The sequence below is a fragment of the [Actinomadura] parvosata subsp. kistnae genome (genome assembly GCF_900323885.1).
Classification (GTDB): Bacteria; Actinomycetota; Actinomycetes; order Streptosporangiales; family Streptosporangiaceae; genus Nonomuraea; species Nonomuraea composti.
The window spans coordinates 2,335,883-2,349,428 of record NZ_OOHJ01000018.1 but is presented as its reverse complement, the minus strand read 5'-3'; the positions used below and the strand labels follow the sequence as shown (position 1 = coordinate 2,349,428).

At 70.2% G+C, this 13,546-nt stretch carries 16 protein-coding genes and 1 riboswitch; of the genes, 11 read left to right on the top strand and 5 right to left on the bottom strand.

Features of this window, described 5'->3' with window-relative positions:
- Positions 1–70: 70 nt before the first annotated feature.
- The 7 genes from ftsH to KIS93_RS30865 all read left to right on the top strand — a co-directional run bounded on the left by ftsH (position 71) and on the right by KIS93_RS30865 (position 5,313).
- Positions 71–2,065, top strand: a complete 1,995-nt coding sequence (gene ftsH / locus KIS93_RS30895; RefSeq protein WP_080044328.1) for an ATP-dependent zinc metalloprotease FtsH — start codon at positions 71–73, stop codon at positions 2,063–2,065.
- A complete protein-coding gene (gene folE, locus KIS93_RS30890; protein WP_080044329.1) occupies positions 2,062–2,640 on the top strand; it encodes a GTP cyclohydrolase I FolE in 579 nt (192 codons plus the stop codon). The genes ftsH and folE overlap by 4 nt, the downstream gene beginning before the upstream one ends.
- Positions 2,641–2,708: 68 nt before the next feature.
- On the top strand, positions 2,709–3,566 hold the full coding sequence (folP, locus tag KIS93_RS30885) for a dihydropteroate synthase (RefSeq protein ID WP_080044330.1): 858 nt from the start codon (positions 2,709–2,711) through the stop codon (positions 3,564–3,566).
- Entirely contained in the window at positions 3,563–4,009 is a 447-nt protein-coding gene (locus tag KIS93_RS30880) for a nuclear transport factor 2 family protein (protein WP_080044331.1), read from the top strand. The genes folP and KIS93_RS30880 overlap by 4 nt, the downstream gene beginning before the upstream one ends.
- Positions 3,999–4,364, top strand: coding sequence for a dihydroneopterin aldolase (folB, locus tag KIS93_RS30875; protein ID WP_080044332.1), 366 nt, complete (start codon positions 3,999–4,001; stop codon positions 4,362–4,364). The genes KIS93_RS30880 and folB overlap by 11 nt, the downstream gene beginning before the upstream one ends.
- Complete coding sequence (gene folK, locus KIS93_RS30870) at positions 4,361–4,864, top strand: 2-amino-4-hydroxy-6-hydroxymethyldihydropteridine diphosphokinase (protein ID WP_080044333.1); 504 nt, start codon at positions 4,361–4,363, stop codon at positions 4,862–4,864. Before folB ends, folK begins: the two co-directional genes overlap by 4 nt.
- On the top strand, positions 4,861–5,313 hold the full coding sequence (locus KIS93_RS30865; RefSeq protein WP_080044334.1) for a DUF3180 domain-containing protein: 453 nt from the start codon (positions 4,861–4,863) through the stop codon (positions 5,311–5,313). Before folK ends, KIS93_RS30865 begins: the two co-directional genes overlap by 4 nt.
- Here the strand turns inward: KIS93_RS30865 and KIS93_RS30860 are convergent.
- Genes KIS93_RS30860 through KIS93_RS30850 form a run of 3 tightly spaced genes read right to left on the bottom strand, consistent with a single transcriptional unit; the run spans position 5,310 to position 7,757 of the window.
- Positions 5,310–5,495 carry a hypothetical protein gene (locus KIS93_RS30860; protein ID WP_080044335.1) on the bottom strand — a complete coding sequence of 62 codons (186 nt, stop codon included), beginning with the start codon at positions 5,493–5,495 and terminating at the stop codon, positions 5,310–5,312. The two genes, KIS93_RS30865 and KIS93_RS30860, sit on opposite strands and share 4 nt — an antisense overlap.
- Entirely contained in the window at positions 5,488–6,615 is a 1,128-nt protein-coding gene (locus KIS93_RS30855; RefSeq protein ID WP_222107666.1) for an acyltransferase family protein, read from the bottom strand. The genes KIS93_RS30860 and KIS93_RS30855 overlap by 8 nt, the downstream gene beginning before the upstream one ends.
- Positions 6,612–7,757, bottom strand: coding sequence for an NADH-quinone oxidoreductase subunit D (locus tag KIS93_RS30850; RefSeq protein WP_080044336.1), 1,146 nt, complete (start codon positions 7,755–7,757; stop codon positions 6,612–6,614). Before KIS93_RS30850 ends, KIS93_RS30855 begins: the two co-directional genes overlap by 4 nt.
- Positions 7,758–7,880: 123 nt before the next feature.
- Between KIS93_RS30850 and KIS93_RS30845 the strand changes: the two genes are divergently transcribed.
- Entirely contained in the window at positions 7,881–8,546 is a 666-nt protein-coding gene (locus tag KIS93_RS30845) for a DoxX family protein (protein ID WP_080044337.1), read from the top strand.
- 41 nt (positions 8,547–8,587) lie between these two features.
- Here KIS93_RS30845 and KIS93_RS30840 read toward each other — a convergent pair whose 3' ends face one another.
- A complete protein-coding gene (locus KIS93_RS30840; protein WP_080044338.1) occupies positions 8,588–9,880 on the bottom strand; it encodes an aminotransferase class V-fold PLP-dependent enzyme in 1,293 nt (430 codons plus the stop codon).
- Between the two features lie 45 nt (positions 9,881–9,925).
- Positions 9,926–10,041: riboswitch (SAM riboswitch) on the bottom strand.
- Between the two features lie 119 nt (positions 10,042–10,160).
- Here KIS93_RS30840 and KIS93_RS30835 point away from each other — a divergent pair.
- Both KIS93_RS30835 and KIS93_RS30830 read left to right on the top strand, forming a co-directional pair.
- Positions 10,161–10,901: a TerC family protein gene (locus KIS93_RS30835; RefSeq protein ID WP_080044339.1), complete on the top strand. Its 741-nt coding sequence runs from the start codon at positions 10,161–10,163 to the stop codon at positions 10,899–10,901.
- A gap of 29 nt (positions 10,902–10,930) precedes the next feature.
- Positions 10,931–12,094 carry a cytochrome P450 gene (locus KIS93_RS30830; RefSeq protein WP_230465724.1) on the top strand — a complete coding sequence of 388 codons (1,164 nt, stop codon included), beginning with the start codon at positions 10,931–10,933 and terminating at the stop codon, positions 12,092–12,094.
- A gap of 12 nt (positions 12,095–12,106) precedes the next feature.
- On the opposite strand, the gene KIS93_RS30825 is transcribed toward KIS93_RS30830, so the two are convergent.
- Entirely contained in the window at positions 12,107–13,069 is a 963-nt protein-coding gene (locus KIS93_RS30825; RefSeq protein WP_080044341.1) for an SAM-dependent methyltransferase, read from the bottom strand.
- Positions 13,070–13,259: 190 nt separating this feature from the next.
- Between KIS93_RS30825 and KIS93_RS30820 the strand changes: the two genes are divergently transcribed.
- The gene (locus tag KIS93_RS30820) at positions 13,260–13,490 is read left to right on the top strand and encodes a chaplin family protein (RefSeq protein ID WP_080044342.1); all 231 of its coding nucleotides are present in this window, start codon (positions 13,260–13,262) and stop codon (positions 13,488–13,490) included.
- Positions 13,491–13,546: the final 56 nt, after the last annotated feature.

The window sequence follows — 13,546 nt, the reverse complement described above, 5'->3', positions numbered from 1 at the left end:
GGCCCCGGGCATGCCCGGGGTTCCAGGCCATGGTCAGGAAGGGACGGGCCCGCAAGGGGTTCCGCATCGGATGGATCTCAAGCGATTTACACGTGGGCCACTGCTGTGGATCCTGGGCATCGTCGTGCTGCTCCTCCTCGTCACTCAGCTCTGGAGTGGCGGTGGAAATTTCAAGACGGCCGACACGTCCTTGGTCCTTGAGCAGATTCGGGCCGGCAACGTCAGCAACGCCAAGATTATCGACAAGGACAACCGGATCGAGGTGACGCTGGCGAGCCCGATCTCGGTCAAGCAGGGCGACGCCCCGACGAAGCTGATCCAGTCGAGCTGGGTCACCGGTTACGGCAGCAAGCTGACCGACGAGCTGCAGGCTCAGGTCAACGCGGGCAAGACGAAGAGCTTCACCACCGAGGTGCCGCAGGAGAACATCCTGCTCAGCCTCCTGGTGAGCTTCCTGCCGATCGTCATCATCGTGCTGATCTTCCTGTTCATCATGAACCAGATGCAGGGCGGCGGCTCCCGGGTGATGAACTTCGGCAAGTCGAAGGCCAAGCTGATCACCAAGGACACCCCCAAGACCACGTTCGCCGACGTCGCGGGTGCCGACGAGGCCATCGAGGAGCTCCAGGAGATCAAGGAGTTCCTTCAGGCCCCGGCCAAGTTCCAGGCGATCGGCGCCAAGATCCCCAAGGGTGTGCTGCTGTACGGCCCGCCCGGCACCGGTAAGACGCTGCTGGCCCGCGCGGTCGCCGGCGAGGCGGGTGTCCCGTTCTACTCGATCTCCGGCTCCGACTTCGTCGAGATGTTCGTCGGTGTGGGTGCCTCGCGGGTTCGCGACCTGTTCGAGCAGGCGAAGGCCAACGCCCCGGCGATCATCTTCATCGACGAGATCGACGCCGTCGGCCGCCACCGTGGCGCCGGCCTGGGCGGCGGTCACGACGAGCGCGAGCAGACGCTGAACCAGCTCCTGGTGGAGATGGACGGCTTCGACGTCAAGGGCGGCGTTATCCTCATCGCGGCCACCAACCGGCCCGACATCCTCGACCCGGCGCTGCTGCGCCCGGGCCGTTTCGACCGGCAGGTCACCGTCGACCGTCCCGACCTCGAGGGCCGTAAGGGCATCCTCAAGGTGCACGGGCGCGGCAAGCCGTTCGCCCCGAATGTCGACCTCGACGTGATCGCGCGCCGCACCCCCGGGTTCACCGGCGCCGACCTCGCCAACGTGATCAACGAGGCGGCCCTGCTCACCGCGCGGGCCGACCAGAAGCTGATCACGATGGACGTCCTGGAGGAGTCGATCGACCGCGTCATGGCGGGGCCCGAGCGCAAGACGCGGGTCATGTCGGACAAGGAAAAGAAGATGATCGCCTACCACGAGGGCGGTCACGCACTGGTGGCGCACGCGCTGCCGAACTCCGACCCGGTCCACAAGATCACGATCCTGTCCCGCGGCCGCGCGCTCGGTTACACGATGACGCTGCCGATGGAGGACAAGTTCCTGGCCACCAGGTCCGAGATGATGGACCAGCTCGCGATGCTGCTCGGCGGCCGCGCGGCGGAGGAGCTCGTCTTCCACGAGCCCACCACCGGCGCCTCCAACGACATCGAGAAGGCCACGGCCGTCGCCCGCCGCATGGTCACCGAGTACGGCATGAGCGAGCAGCTCGGCGCCCGTAAGTTCGGCACCGGCCAGGCCGAGGTCTTCCTGGGCCGCGAGATGGGCCACGAGCGCGACTACTCCGAGAAGATCGCCTCGACGATCGACGAGGAGGTCCGCCGGATGATCGAGACGGCGCACGACCAGGCCTGGGACATCCTGGTCGAATACCGCGACGTGCTCGACAACCTGGTGCTGGAGCTCATGGAGAAGGAGACCCTCTCCCGCGAGCAGGTGCTGCAGATCTTCGCGCCGGTGGTCGTCAAGGAGCACCGCCCGTCGTACGCGGGTTACGGCAAGCGGCTCCCGTCCGACCGCCCGCCGATCCTGACCCCGAAGGAGCAGTCGGCCAACGGCTCGCTGACCACGGGCCGCCAGGACGCCCTGCCCTCCGGGGACAGTGCGTGACGCAGCACGACGTAGACCTGGGGCGGATCGAGAAGGCCGTTCGCGAGATCCTGTACGCCATCGGCGAGGATCCCGACCGTGACGGCCTGGTCGAGACGCCCTCCCGGGTCGCCAGAGCGATGGCCGAGCAGTATTCCGGGCTCGGCCAGACGCCCGAAGACGTGCTCAACAAGGTCTTCGACGTCGATCACGACGAGATGGTGCTGGTGCGCGACATCGAGGTCTACTCGACGTGCGAGCACCACCTCGTCCCGTTCCACGGCCTGGCCCACGTGGGCTACATCCCCAACGAGCGGGGCCAGGTCACCGGCCTGTCGAAGCTGGCGCGCCTGGTCGACGTGTTCGCCCGCCGCCCGCAGGTGCAGGAGCGCATGACCTCGCAGATCGCCGACGCGCTCATGCGCGTGCTGGAGCCGCGCGGGGTCATCGTGGTCGTCGAGTGCGAGCACCTGTGCATGACGATGCGCGGCGTACGCAAGCCGGGCGCCAAGACCGTCACCTCGGCCGTCCGGGGCGACTTCCGCACCAGCGACAAGACCCGCTCCGAGGCCATGGCGCTGATCCTGGGGCGCTGAGGCCCGCTGGAGACCGAACGGGGTACCCGCGATGTCACGAGGTGTGGGGAAGCGCCTAGGCTTGGCCCATGACTAGCGTGCCCATCAGCGTGCCGGGAGGTGCGGAGCGGTGCCTCGTCATGGGTGTGGTCAACGTGACGCCTGATTCGTTCTCCGACGGCGGCTTGTGGTTCGACGCGGAGACCGCCATCGAGCACGGCCGTGAGCTGGTGCGCGAGGGCGCCGACATCGTCGACGTGGGCGGTGAGTCCACCCGCCCGGGCGCGGCCAGGGTGTCCATGGAGGAAGAGCTGGCCCGCGTCGTCCCGGTGATCAGGCAGCTGTCCGCCGAGGGGGTGGTGGTCAGCGTCGACACGATGCGTGCCGAGGTCGCCAGGGCCGCGGTGGAGGCGGGCGCCCGCATCGTCAACGACGTGAGCGGCGGCCTGGCCGACCCGGAGATGCCGCGGGTGGTGGCCGCGACCGGCGTGACGTACGTGGTGATGCACTGGCGCGGCCACAGCCATGACATGTACTCCCGCGCCGTCTACGCCGACGTGGTCACGGAGGTGCGCGAGGAGCTGAGCAAGCGGGTGGACCTGGTGCTGGCCGAGGGGGTCACGGAGGAGCAGATCGTGCTCGACCCGGGCCTCGGCTTCGCCAAGAACGCCGAGCACAACTGGGCCGTGCTGGCGGGCATCCCGCGCCTGGCCGAGCTGGGCTTCCCGCTGCTCATCGGGGCATCACGCAAACGTTTCCTGGGGCGGCTGCTGGCCGATCCCGACGGCACGCCACGGCCGTTCAGCCGCAGCGACGACGCCACGCTGGCCGTGACCGCGCTGGCGGCGCACGCCGGCGCCTGGTGCGTACGCGTGCACGAGGTAGGTCCCAACGCCGATGCCGTGCGCGTGGCCGCCGCATGGAAGAGAGCCGGAGCAGGCACATGAGCGTCGACACCGCCGCGATCGAGACGGTCAACCAGGAGTTCTACGCCGCCATTGAGAGCGCGGACCTGGACAAGATGACCGAGATCTGGGCCGAGGACACCACCGATGACCAGGTGAGCTGCGTGCACCCTGGCTGGACGTTGCTGACGGGCCGCCAGGAGGTGCTGCGGTCCTGGGCGCTGATCATGGCCAACACCACCTACATCCAGTTCGTGCTGACCGACGTCAACACGACGGTGCTGGGCGACGTGGCCGTGCTGACCTGCGTCGAGAACATCCTGACCGCCGGCGAGGAGGGCGAGGCCAGCTTCGCGGCGGGCAAGGTGGTGGCCAGCAACGTCTATCTCCGCACCGCGCAGGGCTGGCGGTTGTGGATGCACCACGGCTCGCCGGTTCTGCAGGGAGACGACGACGAGGAGGAGGAAGGCGAGCTTGAGCCTTGATCGCATCGCCCTGAAGGGCCTGCGGGCCCGGGGCAGGCACGGCGTGCTCGCTGCCGAGCGGGAGCTCGGGCAGGAGTTCGTGGTGGACGCGACGCTGTTCCTCGACACGGCGCCGGCCGCGGCCGGCGACGACCTGACCAAGACCGTCCACTACGGGGAGCTGGCCCAGGCCCTGGTCGAGGTGGTGGAGGGCGAGCCGGTCGAGCTGATCGAGACGCTCGCGCAGCGGCTGGCCGACGTCTGCCTGGCCGGCGAGCTGGTGCACCGGGTCGAGGTGAGCGTGCACAAGCCGGCGGCGCCGATCCCCCTGCCCTTCGACGACGTGGTCGTCACGATCGAGCGGAGCCGCGCATGAAGGTGGTGCTCTCTCTCGGCAGCAACCTCGGGCGTCGCTTCCAGACGTTGCAGGGCGCCGTCGACACGCTGTTCGACGCGCCGGGGCTGGAGTTCGTCCGGGCGTCCCCGATCTACGAGACCGACCCGGTGGGCGGGCCCGGCGGGCAGCGCCCGTACCTCAACGCGGTCGTGGTCGCCGAGACCACGCTCGCGCCGCGCACGCTGCTGGAGCGGGCGCAGAGCGTCGAGAACGCCTTCGGCCGCGTCCGCGCGGAGCGCTGGGGGCCGCGCACGCTCGACATCGACCTGATCGTGGTGGGCGAGACCGTCTGCGACGACCCCGACCTCACGCTGCCGCATCCGCGGGCGCACGAGCGCGCGTTCGTGCTGGTGCCGTGGTCGAAGGCCGACCCGGAGGGTGCGCTGCCCGGCCACGGCCCGGTGGCGCGGCTGCTGGAGGGGCTCGGCGACCAGGGCGTACGCCTGCGCGACGACCTGAAGCTGCAGAGGCCCGATTGAAGCCCACCCGCCCCGGCCCCCTGGTCGGCATCGTCGTCGTCATCGCCCTGCTGACCTGGGCCGTGGTCAGGCAGATGTACTCCGAGCTGCCGCTCATGCCGTGGACGGCGATCCCCACGGTGCTGCTGCTGTCCATCGGCGAGGCGTACAGCGGCTGGGCGACCAAGGCCAGGATCGCGCGGAAGCCGGGCACGAAGCCGGTGGAGCCGCTGGCGGTGGCGCGGCTGGCGGCGCTGGCGAAGGCGTCGGCGTACGCGGGGGCGGTGTTCGGCGGGATCTTCGCGGGGTTCGCCCTGCACACGGCGCAGATCCTCGACCGTGAGACGCCGCGGGGGGAGTTCTTCGTCGCGACGGGCTCGTTCGTGTCGTGCGTGGTGCTGGTCTGCGCGGCCCTCTACCTGGAGCACGCCTGCCGCATCCCGAAGGACCCCGACGCGACCCGCGACTAGTGCTCGTCCGGCAGGCCCTCGATGGAGCGGAAGCTGCCGGAGACCAGGCGGTCGTGCCAGATCTCGCGCTGGAGCAGGCGCAGCGCACGGCGCAGGACGTCGCTCGGCCGCTCGCCTTCCCGCAGCGCGGTCCGAATGATCCGCTCGTCTTCGGCGTTGGCCCGGAAGGCGATGTCAGCCATGGTCAGAGCTTATGGACCCGCTGACGTCCCTGTCCGGCGTTTGCGCGACGGGCCTGCGCCGCCGGCCGAACAGGTAGATCACCGGGGCGGTGCAGATGAGCGGCCCGACGATGGCGATCGGCCGCTCCAGCCACCACCACGAGTCGGGCGGGATCCGGTCGCCCAGCGTGCCGAAGAACCACCACGACAGGCCGAGGGAGATGGCCATCCCGGTGGTGTGGAAGAGGAACAGCGGCAGCGAGTACCGGTTGATGAAGCCGTTCAGCCGCTGCCAGCGCGGCCGCTCCAGCACCCGCTCCATGGCCGGCCGCAGCACTTCGACCAGCCCGATCTGGAACAGCAGCAGCGCCACGATCACGAACGTGGGCGGCGCCATGTTGGAGAACCTGTCGCCGGGCACCCCGACCATGGAGCCCGGGTAGATGCCGGAATAGACCAGCCCGAACAGGGCGAACAGGCCGGTCCACAGCACCGCGATGTCGTAGCGCCTGGGCAGGGCCACGACCCGGTCGTAGAAGAAGCCCGCCTGGTGCGCCAGCCCCCAGACGATGATCATGTTGAGCCACGCCACGCCCTCGATGTCGTAGCGGAAGCGCAGCACGTCCACCACGAGGGCGGCGCCGCCGAGCCAGATGAGGGTCAGCACGTCGTAGCGCTCGTGCAGCCAGAGCGCGACGGGCAGCAGCGCGATGAGGACGAGGTAGACGCCGAGGAACCACAGCGGGCTGAGCACCAGCAGCACCACCCGCCACATCCAGTCCACCCCGAACGTGTACGTCACGGCCGCCCCGACCGCGATCCACACGCCGGACAGGAACAGCGCGGGTAAGGCCAGCGCGCGGATGCGCCGCCAGACGAACGAGCCGATGCCGGTGCCGCGTGCCTTGGCCCGGTGCCACGACAGCAGGTGCACGTGCCCGCCGACGTAGAAGAACAGCGGCAGCACCTGCAGCAGCCAGGTGAGGATCCACAGGCCGCTGGTGAAGCCCAGCGGGCTGGTGGGCTCGGGGCCGGTCGGCTTCCAGTCGAGGATCGTGAAGGCCCAGTGCCACACCACCACGACGATCAGGCTGAGCGCGCGCAGCCAGTCGACGTACTTGTCGCGTTCCTGAGCCTTCACTTATCGATGTCACCCACCACGAAGAACATGGAGCCCAGGATGGCCACCATGTCGGCGACGAGGTGCCCGGGGAGCATCTCGCGCAGCACCTGGATGTTGCTGTAGGAGGCCGAGCGCAGCTTGAGCCGCCACGGCGTCTTGTCGCCCTTGGAGACGAGGTAGTAGCCGTTGATGCCGAGCGGGTTCTCCGTCCACGCGTACGTGTGCCCCTCGGGCACCTTGAGCACCTTCGGCAGCCGCTGGTTGATCGGCCCGGGCGGCAGCGAGCGCAGCCGGTCGACGCACGCGTCGGCCAGGTCGAGCGAGACCTTGAGCTGGTCGAGCAGCACCTCGAAGCGGGCGTGGCAGTCTCCGGCGCTGCGGGTGACGACCTTGACGGGCAGCTCCGGGTAGGCGAGGTAGGGGTCGTCGCGGCGCAGGTCGAAGTCGACGCCGGAGGCGCGGGAGACGGGGCCGCTGACGCCGTACTGCATGATCTGCTCGCGGGTCAGCACGCCGACGCCTCTGGTGCGGGCGATGAAGATCTCGTTGTGCAGGATGAGGTTCTCGATGTCGGGGACGCGGCGGCGGGTCTCGGCGACGGCGGCGGAGACGCGGTCGAGCCACCCGTACGGCAGGTCCTCCTTGAGCCCGCCGACCCGGTTGAACATGTAGTGCATGCGCCCGCCGGAGATCTCCTCCATCACGGCCTGGATACGCTCGCGCTCGTTGAAGGAGTAGAACAGCGGCGTCATCGCGCCCAGCTCCAGCGGGTAGGAGCCGAGGAACATCAGGTGGTTGAGCACGCGGTTGAGCTCGGCCAGCAGCGTACGCGCCCACACGGCCCGCACCGGCGGCTCCATGCCCAGCATGCGTTCGGCGGCGAGCACCACGCCGAGCTCGTTGGCGAAGCCCGACAGCCAGTCGTGCCGGTTGGCCAGCATGATGATCTGGCGGTAGTCGCGCACCTCGAACAGCTTCTCCGCGCCCCGGTGCATGTAGCCGACGATGGGCTCGGCGGTGGCGATGCGCTCGCCGTCTAGGGTCAGCCGCAGCCTGAGCACGCCGTGGGTGGACGGGTGCTGGGGGCCGATGTTGAGGATCATGTCCTCCGTGGCCAGCTCTTTCGCCCCGGCGCCGATCCCGACCACATGTTCCGTCATACGAGCCATGCTGCCACCGCCGCCCGTGGTGATCCAGCGTGGGGGCAGGTCAAGACATGGCATGGAAACGCATCGTGAAGCCGGACATGGGGAGGAATATCGGGAACGGGGGGAGAAAACACCATGAAGAGAGTTCTCTTTGATGTCGCGGCACTGATCGCGCGCGTCGCGACCGGCGTGATTTTCCTGGCGCACGGCTGGCAGAAGTGGCAGAGCGGGCTCGGCGCCACCACGCAGATGTTCCGGGACATGGGGATCCCGATGCCGGAGCTGGCCGCCGGGTTCTCGTCCGTCATCGAGACCGTCGGCGGCATCTTCCTGATCCTCGGCTTGCTGGTCCGCCCGGTGGCGCTGCTGTTGCTGCTCAACATGCTCGGCGCGATCGCGTTCGTGCACGGCGGCAAGGGCGTGATGGTCGGCGAGGGCGGCTGGGAGCTGGCGGGGGCGCTCGGCGCGCTCAGCCTGCTGTTCCTGGCGCTGGGCGGCGGCCGGATCGGCCTCGACGGCATCTTCGGCGCCATGTTCCGCCGGCGCTCCGACCGGCGGGCGGCCGAGGAGGAGCTGACCGCGTACCGGCCGGGCAGCACCACGGCGGGCGGCCTGGCGGGCACCACACCAGCGGGCGGGCCGACGACGCCCGCCCACACGCCGGCCGAAACGCCCGAAGTGCCCCGGCAGCCCACCGCACCCACCTCGCCGCAGGGCAGGCTCAACGACGAGGACATGCGGGACATCGACGCCCTCGTCTCGGACGAGCCGCCCCGCCACCGCAAGCCGCCGACCGCCTGACCCACCCCGCTTCGAAGGCGGGCGGCTCGGAGACAGGTGCTTCAGAGGCGGGAGACCAGGTCGCGCACGGCCTCGACCAGGCGGTCCACGTGCTCCTGCGTGGTGCCGATCCCGATCGAGGCCCGCACCGCGGAGGCGGTGCCGTCCTCGCAGCCGCCGTCGGCCGTGCCGAGCAGGTGCCGCACGAACGGGTGCGCGCAGAACTTGCCGTCGCGCACCCCTATCCCGTACTCGCCGGACAGCGCCTCGGCCACCTCCCGGGCCGAGTACCCGGCCACGGTGAACGACACGATGCCGACCCGCGGGTGGTCGTCCCCCCACAGCGACAGCTCCCGTACGCCGGGGATGGAGGCCAGCCCGGCCCGCAGCCGCGCGATCAGCCGCTCCTCCTCCCGCACCAGCTCCGTCCAGCCGGTGGCGGACAGCGCGTCGCAGGCGGCGGCCAGGGCGATGGCGCCCAGCACGTTCGGGGTGCCGGCCTCGTGCCGGGGCTCGGGGTCGTCGTGCCACTCGACGTCGTCCCCGACCGAGCGCACCGCGCCCCCGCCCTTGAGGTACGGCTCGCCCTCGGCCAGCCAGTCCCGCCGCCCGATCAGCACGCCCGCGCCGAACGGCGCGTACAGCTTGTGCCCGGAGAAGGCCACGTAGTCGAGGTCGAGCGCGGTCAGGTTGAGCTTGCGGTGCGGGACGAGCTGCGCCGCGTCCACCAGGATCCGGGCTCCGTGCCGGCGCGCGATGTGGGCCAGGGCGGCGATCGGCCACAGCTCGCCGGTCACGTTGGAGGCGGCGGTGACGACGAGCAGCTTCGGCCCGTCGATCGCGGCCAGGGCCTCGTCGGCGGCGCGCACGGCCGCGCCGGGGAAGGCGGGCGGCGTCAGCCGGACGGCCTGCGGCCAGGGCAGCAGGGAGGCGTGGTGCTCGGTGTCGAAGACCACGGTGGTGGTGCCGGCGGGCAGGCAGCCGGCGAGCAGGTTGGTGGCGTCGGTGGTGTTGCGGGTGAAGATCACGGCGTCGTCGGGGCGGGCGCCGGCGAACGCCCTGAGCGTGTGGCGGGCCTGCTCGTAGCGGGCGGTGGTGAGCTGCGAGGCGTAGCCGGCGCCGCGGTGGACGCTGGAGTAGGCCGGGAGCGCGGCGGCGACGGCGGCGCTGACCGGCTCCAGACAGGGCGCGCTGGCGGCGTAGTCGAGGTTGGCGTACCCGACGAGCCGGCCGCCCTTGACCGGCACTTCGAGGTCGGCGCCGATGACGGCGGGGATGGGGCGGCTCGTCGTGGCGGACGGGGCGGCCTCGGCGGCGTCGCGGGCGGCGGCGTTGAAGATCGTCAGCGTGGACACGGCATACCTCCTGAAGGGTCATCGGACCCCTGGGAGCAGCCACGGAGCCCGCGCTTGCCCGCCACACCTCGTGACGGACCAGGTCTTCACCCGGGGCACCCCGCCGCGGACGCGAGGGTTGCCGGCCAGCTAGCCGGGGCTTGTCGCTGGCACTCATGACCTACGTCGGAACTATAACCGACACCCGGGCAGGAAACGCAAGACCGCGAACTTATGCCGCCCGTGACTCGTTGCTACCGGGAAACCCCCGTCAAGCCCCCTGAGTCATGGAGGTGAGCAGATGTTGGATTGGGTGACCGACCCGAACATCTGGATCGGCTTCTTCACCCTTGTCGCCCTGGAGATCGTCCTCGGGATCGACAACATCATCTTCATCTCCATCCTGGCCGGCAAGCTACCTCCCGAACAGCGGGACCGGGCCCGGGTGCTCGGCCTGGCCGCCGCCCTGATCAGCAGGCTGCTCCTGCTGCTCGGCCTGTCGTGGGTGGTGCAGCTCACGGAGCCGCTGTTCGCGGTCTTCGGTCACGAGATCTCGGGACGTGACCTGATCCTGCTGCTCGGCGGCCTGTTCCTGCTGGGCAAGAGCGTCACGGAGATCCACCACAGCATGGAGGGCCCCGGCAAGGACGGCAAGCAGGCCGCCGCGGCCTCGTTCGCCTCCGTGATCGTGCAGATCATGATCCTGGACGTCGTGTTCTCGCTCGACTCGGTGATCACCGCGATCGGCATGGTCAACAACATCGGCGTGATGATCGCCGCCGTCATCGTGTCGGTGCTGGTGATGCTGTTCGCCTCCGGGCCGATCAGCCGCTTCGTCGAGCACCACCCGAGCATCAAGATGCTGGCGCTGGCGTTCCTGGTGCTGATCGGCGTGGTGCTCGTGGCCGAGGGGCTCGACCAGCACATCGAGAAGGGTTTCATCTACTTCGCGATGGCGTTCTCGGTGATCGTGGAGCTGCTCAACATCCGGATGCGGAGCAAGCACGCCAAGCACCAGGAAGCCACTCCTAAGATGAAATAGTGGGCTTTGATCCTTGGAATCCGGATTTCGTGGCTTACCCGTACCGGGTCTATGACGAGCTGAGACGCGCGGCGCCCGTCAGCTACTTCGAGCCGACGGGCCAGTGGCTCATCGCGCGTCACGCCGACGTCAACGCGCTGCTCAGAGACCGCCGCCTTGGCCGCTCCTACCTGCACGTGGCCACCCACGAGGAGTTCGGCCGGCCGGCGGAGCCGGAGTTCCAGGAGCCGTTCTGGCGGGTGATCAGGGCGGGCATGCTCGACGTGGAGCCGCCGGTGCACACCAGGCTGCGCCGGCTGGTCTCCAAGGCGTTCACGCCGCGCATGGTCGAGTCGCTGCGCCCCCGCGTGCGGGCCATCGCCACCGGCCTCGTGGACACGTTCGTCGAGAAGGGCGGCGGCGACCTGATCGCGGAGGTCGCCGAGCCGCTGCCCGTCACCGTGATCGCGGAGATGCTCGGCATCCCCGACCAGGACCGCCACCTGCTGCGCCCCTGGTCGGCCGACATCTGCGGCATGTACGAGCTCAACCCGTCGCCCGAGGCCCAGCACACGGCGGTGCGCGCGGCCGCGGAGTTCTCCGCCTACCTCAAGGACCTCGCCGACCGGCGCCGCAGGAGCCCAGGCGACGACCTCGTCAGCGCGCTGGCCGCCATCGACGAGCTGACCGAGGACGAGCTGGTCGGCACCTGCGTGCTGCTGCTCAACGCCGGCCACGAGGCCACCGTGAACGTGACGGGCAACGGCTGGTGGTCGCTGTTCAGGAACCCGGGGGAGCTGGAGCGGCTGCGTGCCGACCGCTCCCTGCTGCCCACGGCGGTCGAGGAGCTGATGCGGTGGGACACGCCGCTGCAGATGTTCGAGCGCTGGGTGCTGGAGGACATCGAGGTGCACGGGGTGCGGATCCCGCGCGGCTCGGAGGTGGCGCTGCTGTTCGGCTCGGCGAACCGGGACCAGGACGTGTTCGAGGACCCGGACCGGCTCGACGTGGGCCGCGCCGACAACCCGCACATCTCCTTCGGTGCCGGGATCCACTTCTGCCTGGGCGCGCCGCTGGCCAGGATCGAGCTGCTGGAGTCGTTCGGCGCGCTCCTGGACCGCGCGGGCACGCTGGAGCTGCGGCGGGAGCCGTCCTGGAAGCCCGGCTACGTCATCCGCGGCCTGCACGCCCTGGAGCTCACGGCCACCGCCTGAAAGGCGGCGGGTTCACTTCGACTGGCTGAGCCATCCGAAGCCGCCGAGCCCCGACGCGTCGATCAGCTCGCCCTCCTCCGAGGCCCGCGCCAGGGCCCGGAGGTAGCCGCGCGGATCGGTGCGGGCCAGCTCCAGCGGCGGCCGCACGCCGATGAGCCCCAGCTCCTGCAGCGCCTCCCGCTGTGTGGACAAGGTTGTGGATATCGCACCGGCCCGCCGCCCGGCCGCGGCGCACGCGTCGAGCGCGACGTGAGCGGTGATGTCGCAGGTCCCGTCGGGTACGGGGGTGACGACCGCCCCGTCGCGGTAACCGGTCAGCGTGCCGTGCGGCGGCCGGTTGTCCACAGGGTGTGCATAATCGATGGCGATCGCCCGGCCCCTGGTGAGGCGCACGAGAACGGAGGCCCACGCCTCGTCGCGCGGGCGGCCGATCTCGGCCCGCGAGCCCACCCTGCCGAGCGGCCACCACTGCTCCAGCCAGTCGCGGTCGGCGGGCCGGAGGGGGCCGCCGATGCGCTCCTCGCCGGTGTGCACGTTGACCATGACCAGGCGCGGGCCTTCCGCGGTCTGCTCGACCACGTCGAGCGGCACGTTGTCGAGCCATTCGTTGGCGATGGCCAGGCCGGTGATCTCGGTGGGCAGGCTCGGCGACCACTCGACGCGCTCGGGCAGGCCGGCCGGTCGGGGGGAGAGGTCGACGGCCGTGACGCGCAGCCGGTCGCGCAGCCGCGGCTCCGCCGCCTCCAGCACCTGGGTGACCAGCACGCCCTCTCCGGCGCCGATGTCGACCAGGTCGAGCACGTCGGGGGCGCCCAGTTCCGCGTCCACCTCCGCCAGCAGCGCCAGCACCGCGTCGGCGAAGGCCGCCGAGGCGCTGACGGAGGTGCGGAAGTGGCCCGAAGGGCGTTCGCGGAGGTAAAAGCCCTCCTCGCCGTACAGCGCGCGCTCCGTTGCGACGCGCCAGGTGAGCCACATGCCTGGACTATCTCATGACTTGTGGCTGGCACGCACCGTCACGATCTGACTACTCAAGGTCGCGAACTTGCGGTAACGTTTACCCATTGTCACCGAGTGGTCGCGTTCTGCCAACCCCCAATTGGCTGATGCCGATCGCTCCCCAACACGCACCGCGGCCCAACGTGCCGCGATACCGAGAGGAGCCCTCGTGCTGAAGAAGGTCCTGGTCCTCACCGGAGCCGTCGCCATGATGTCCCTGGCCGCCCCGGCGCACGCCGACGTCATCAGCGACGGCAGCGGCAGCGTGCTCGGCGGTAACCAGCTGGTCGCCCCGATCGCCGCCCCGATCAACGTCTGCGGCAACGCCGTGGCCGTCATCGGCGTGAGCGTCGCCGGCTGCAAGGGTGGCGCCGGCGTCAACGTTCCGCAGCATCCCTGAGAAGAAGGAGCCCGGGCCGACGCAGGTCGGCCCGGGCTCGTCCTCCGGCCGGTCAG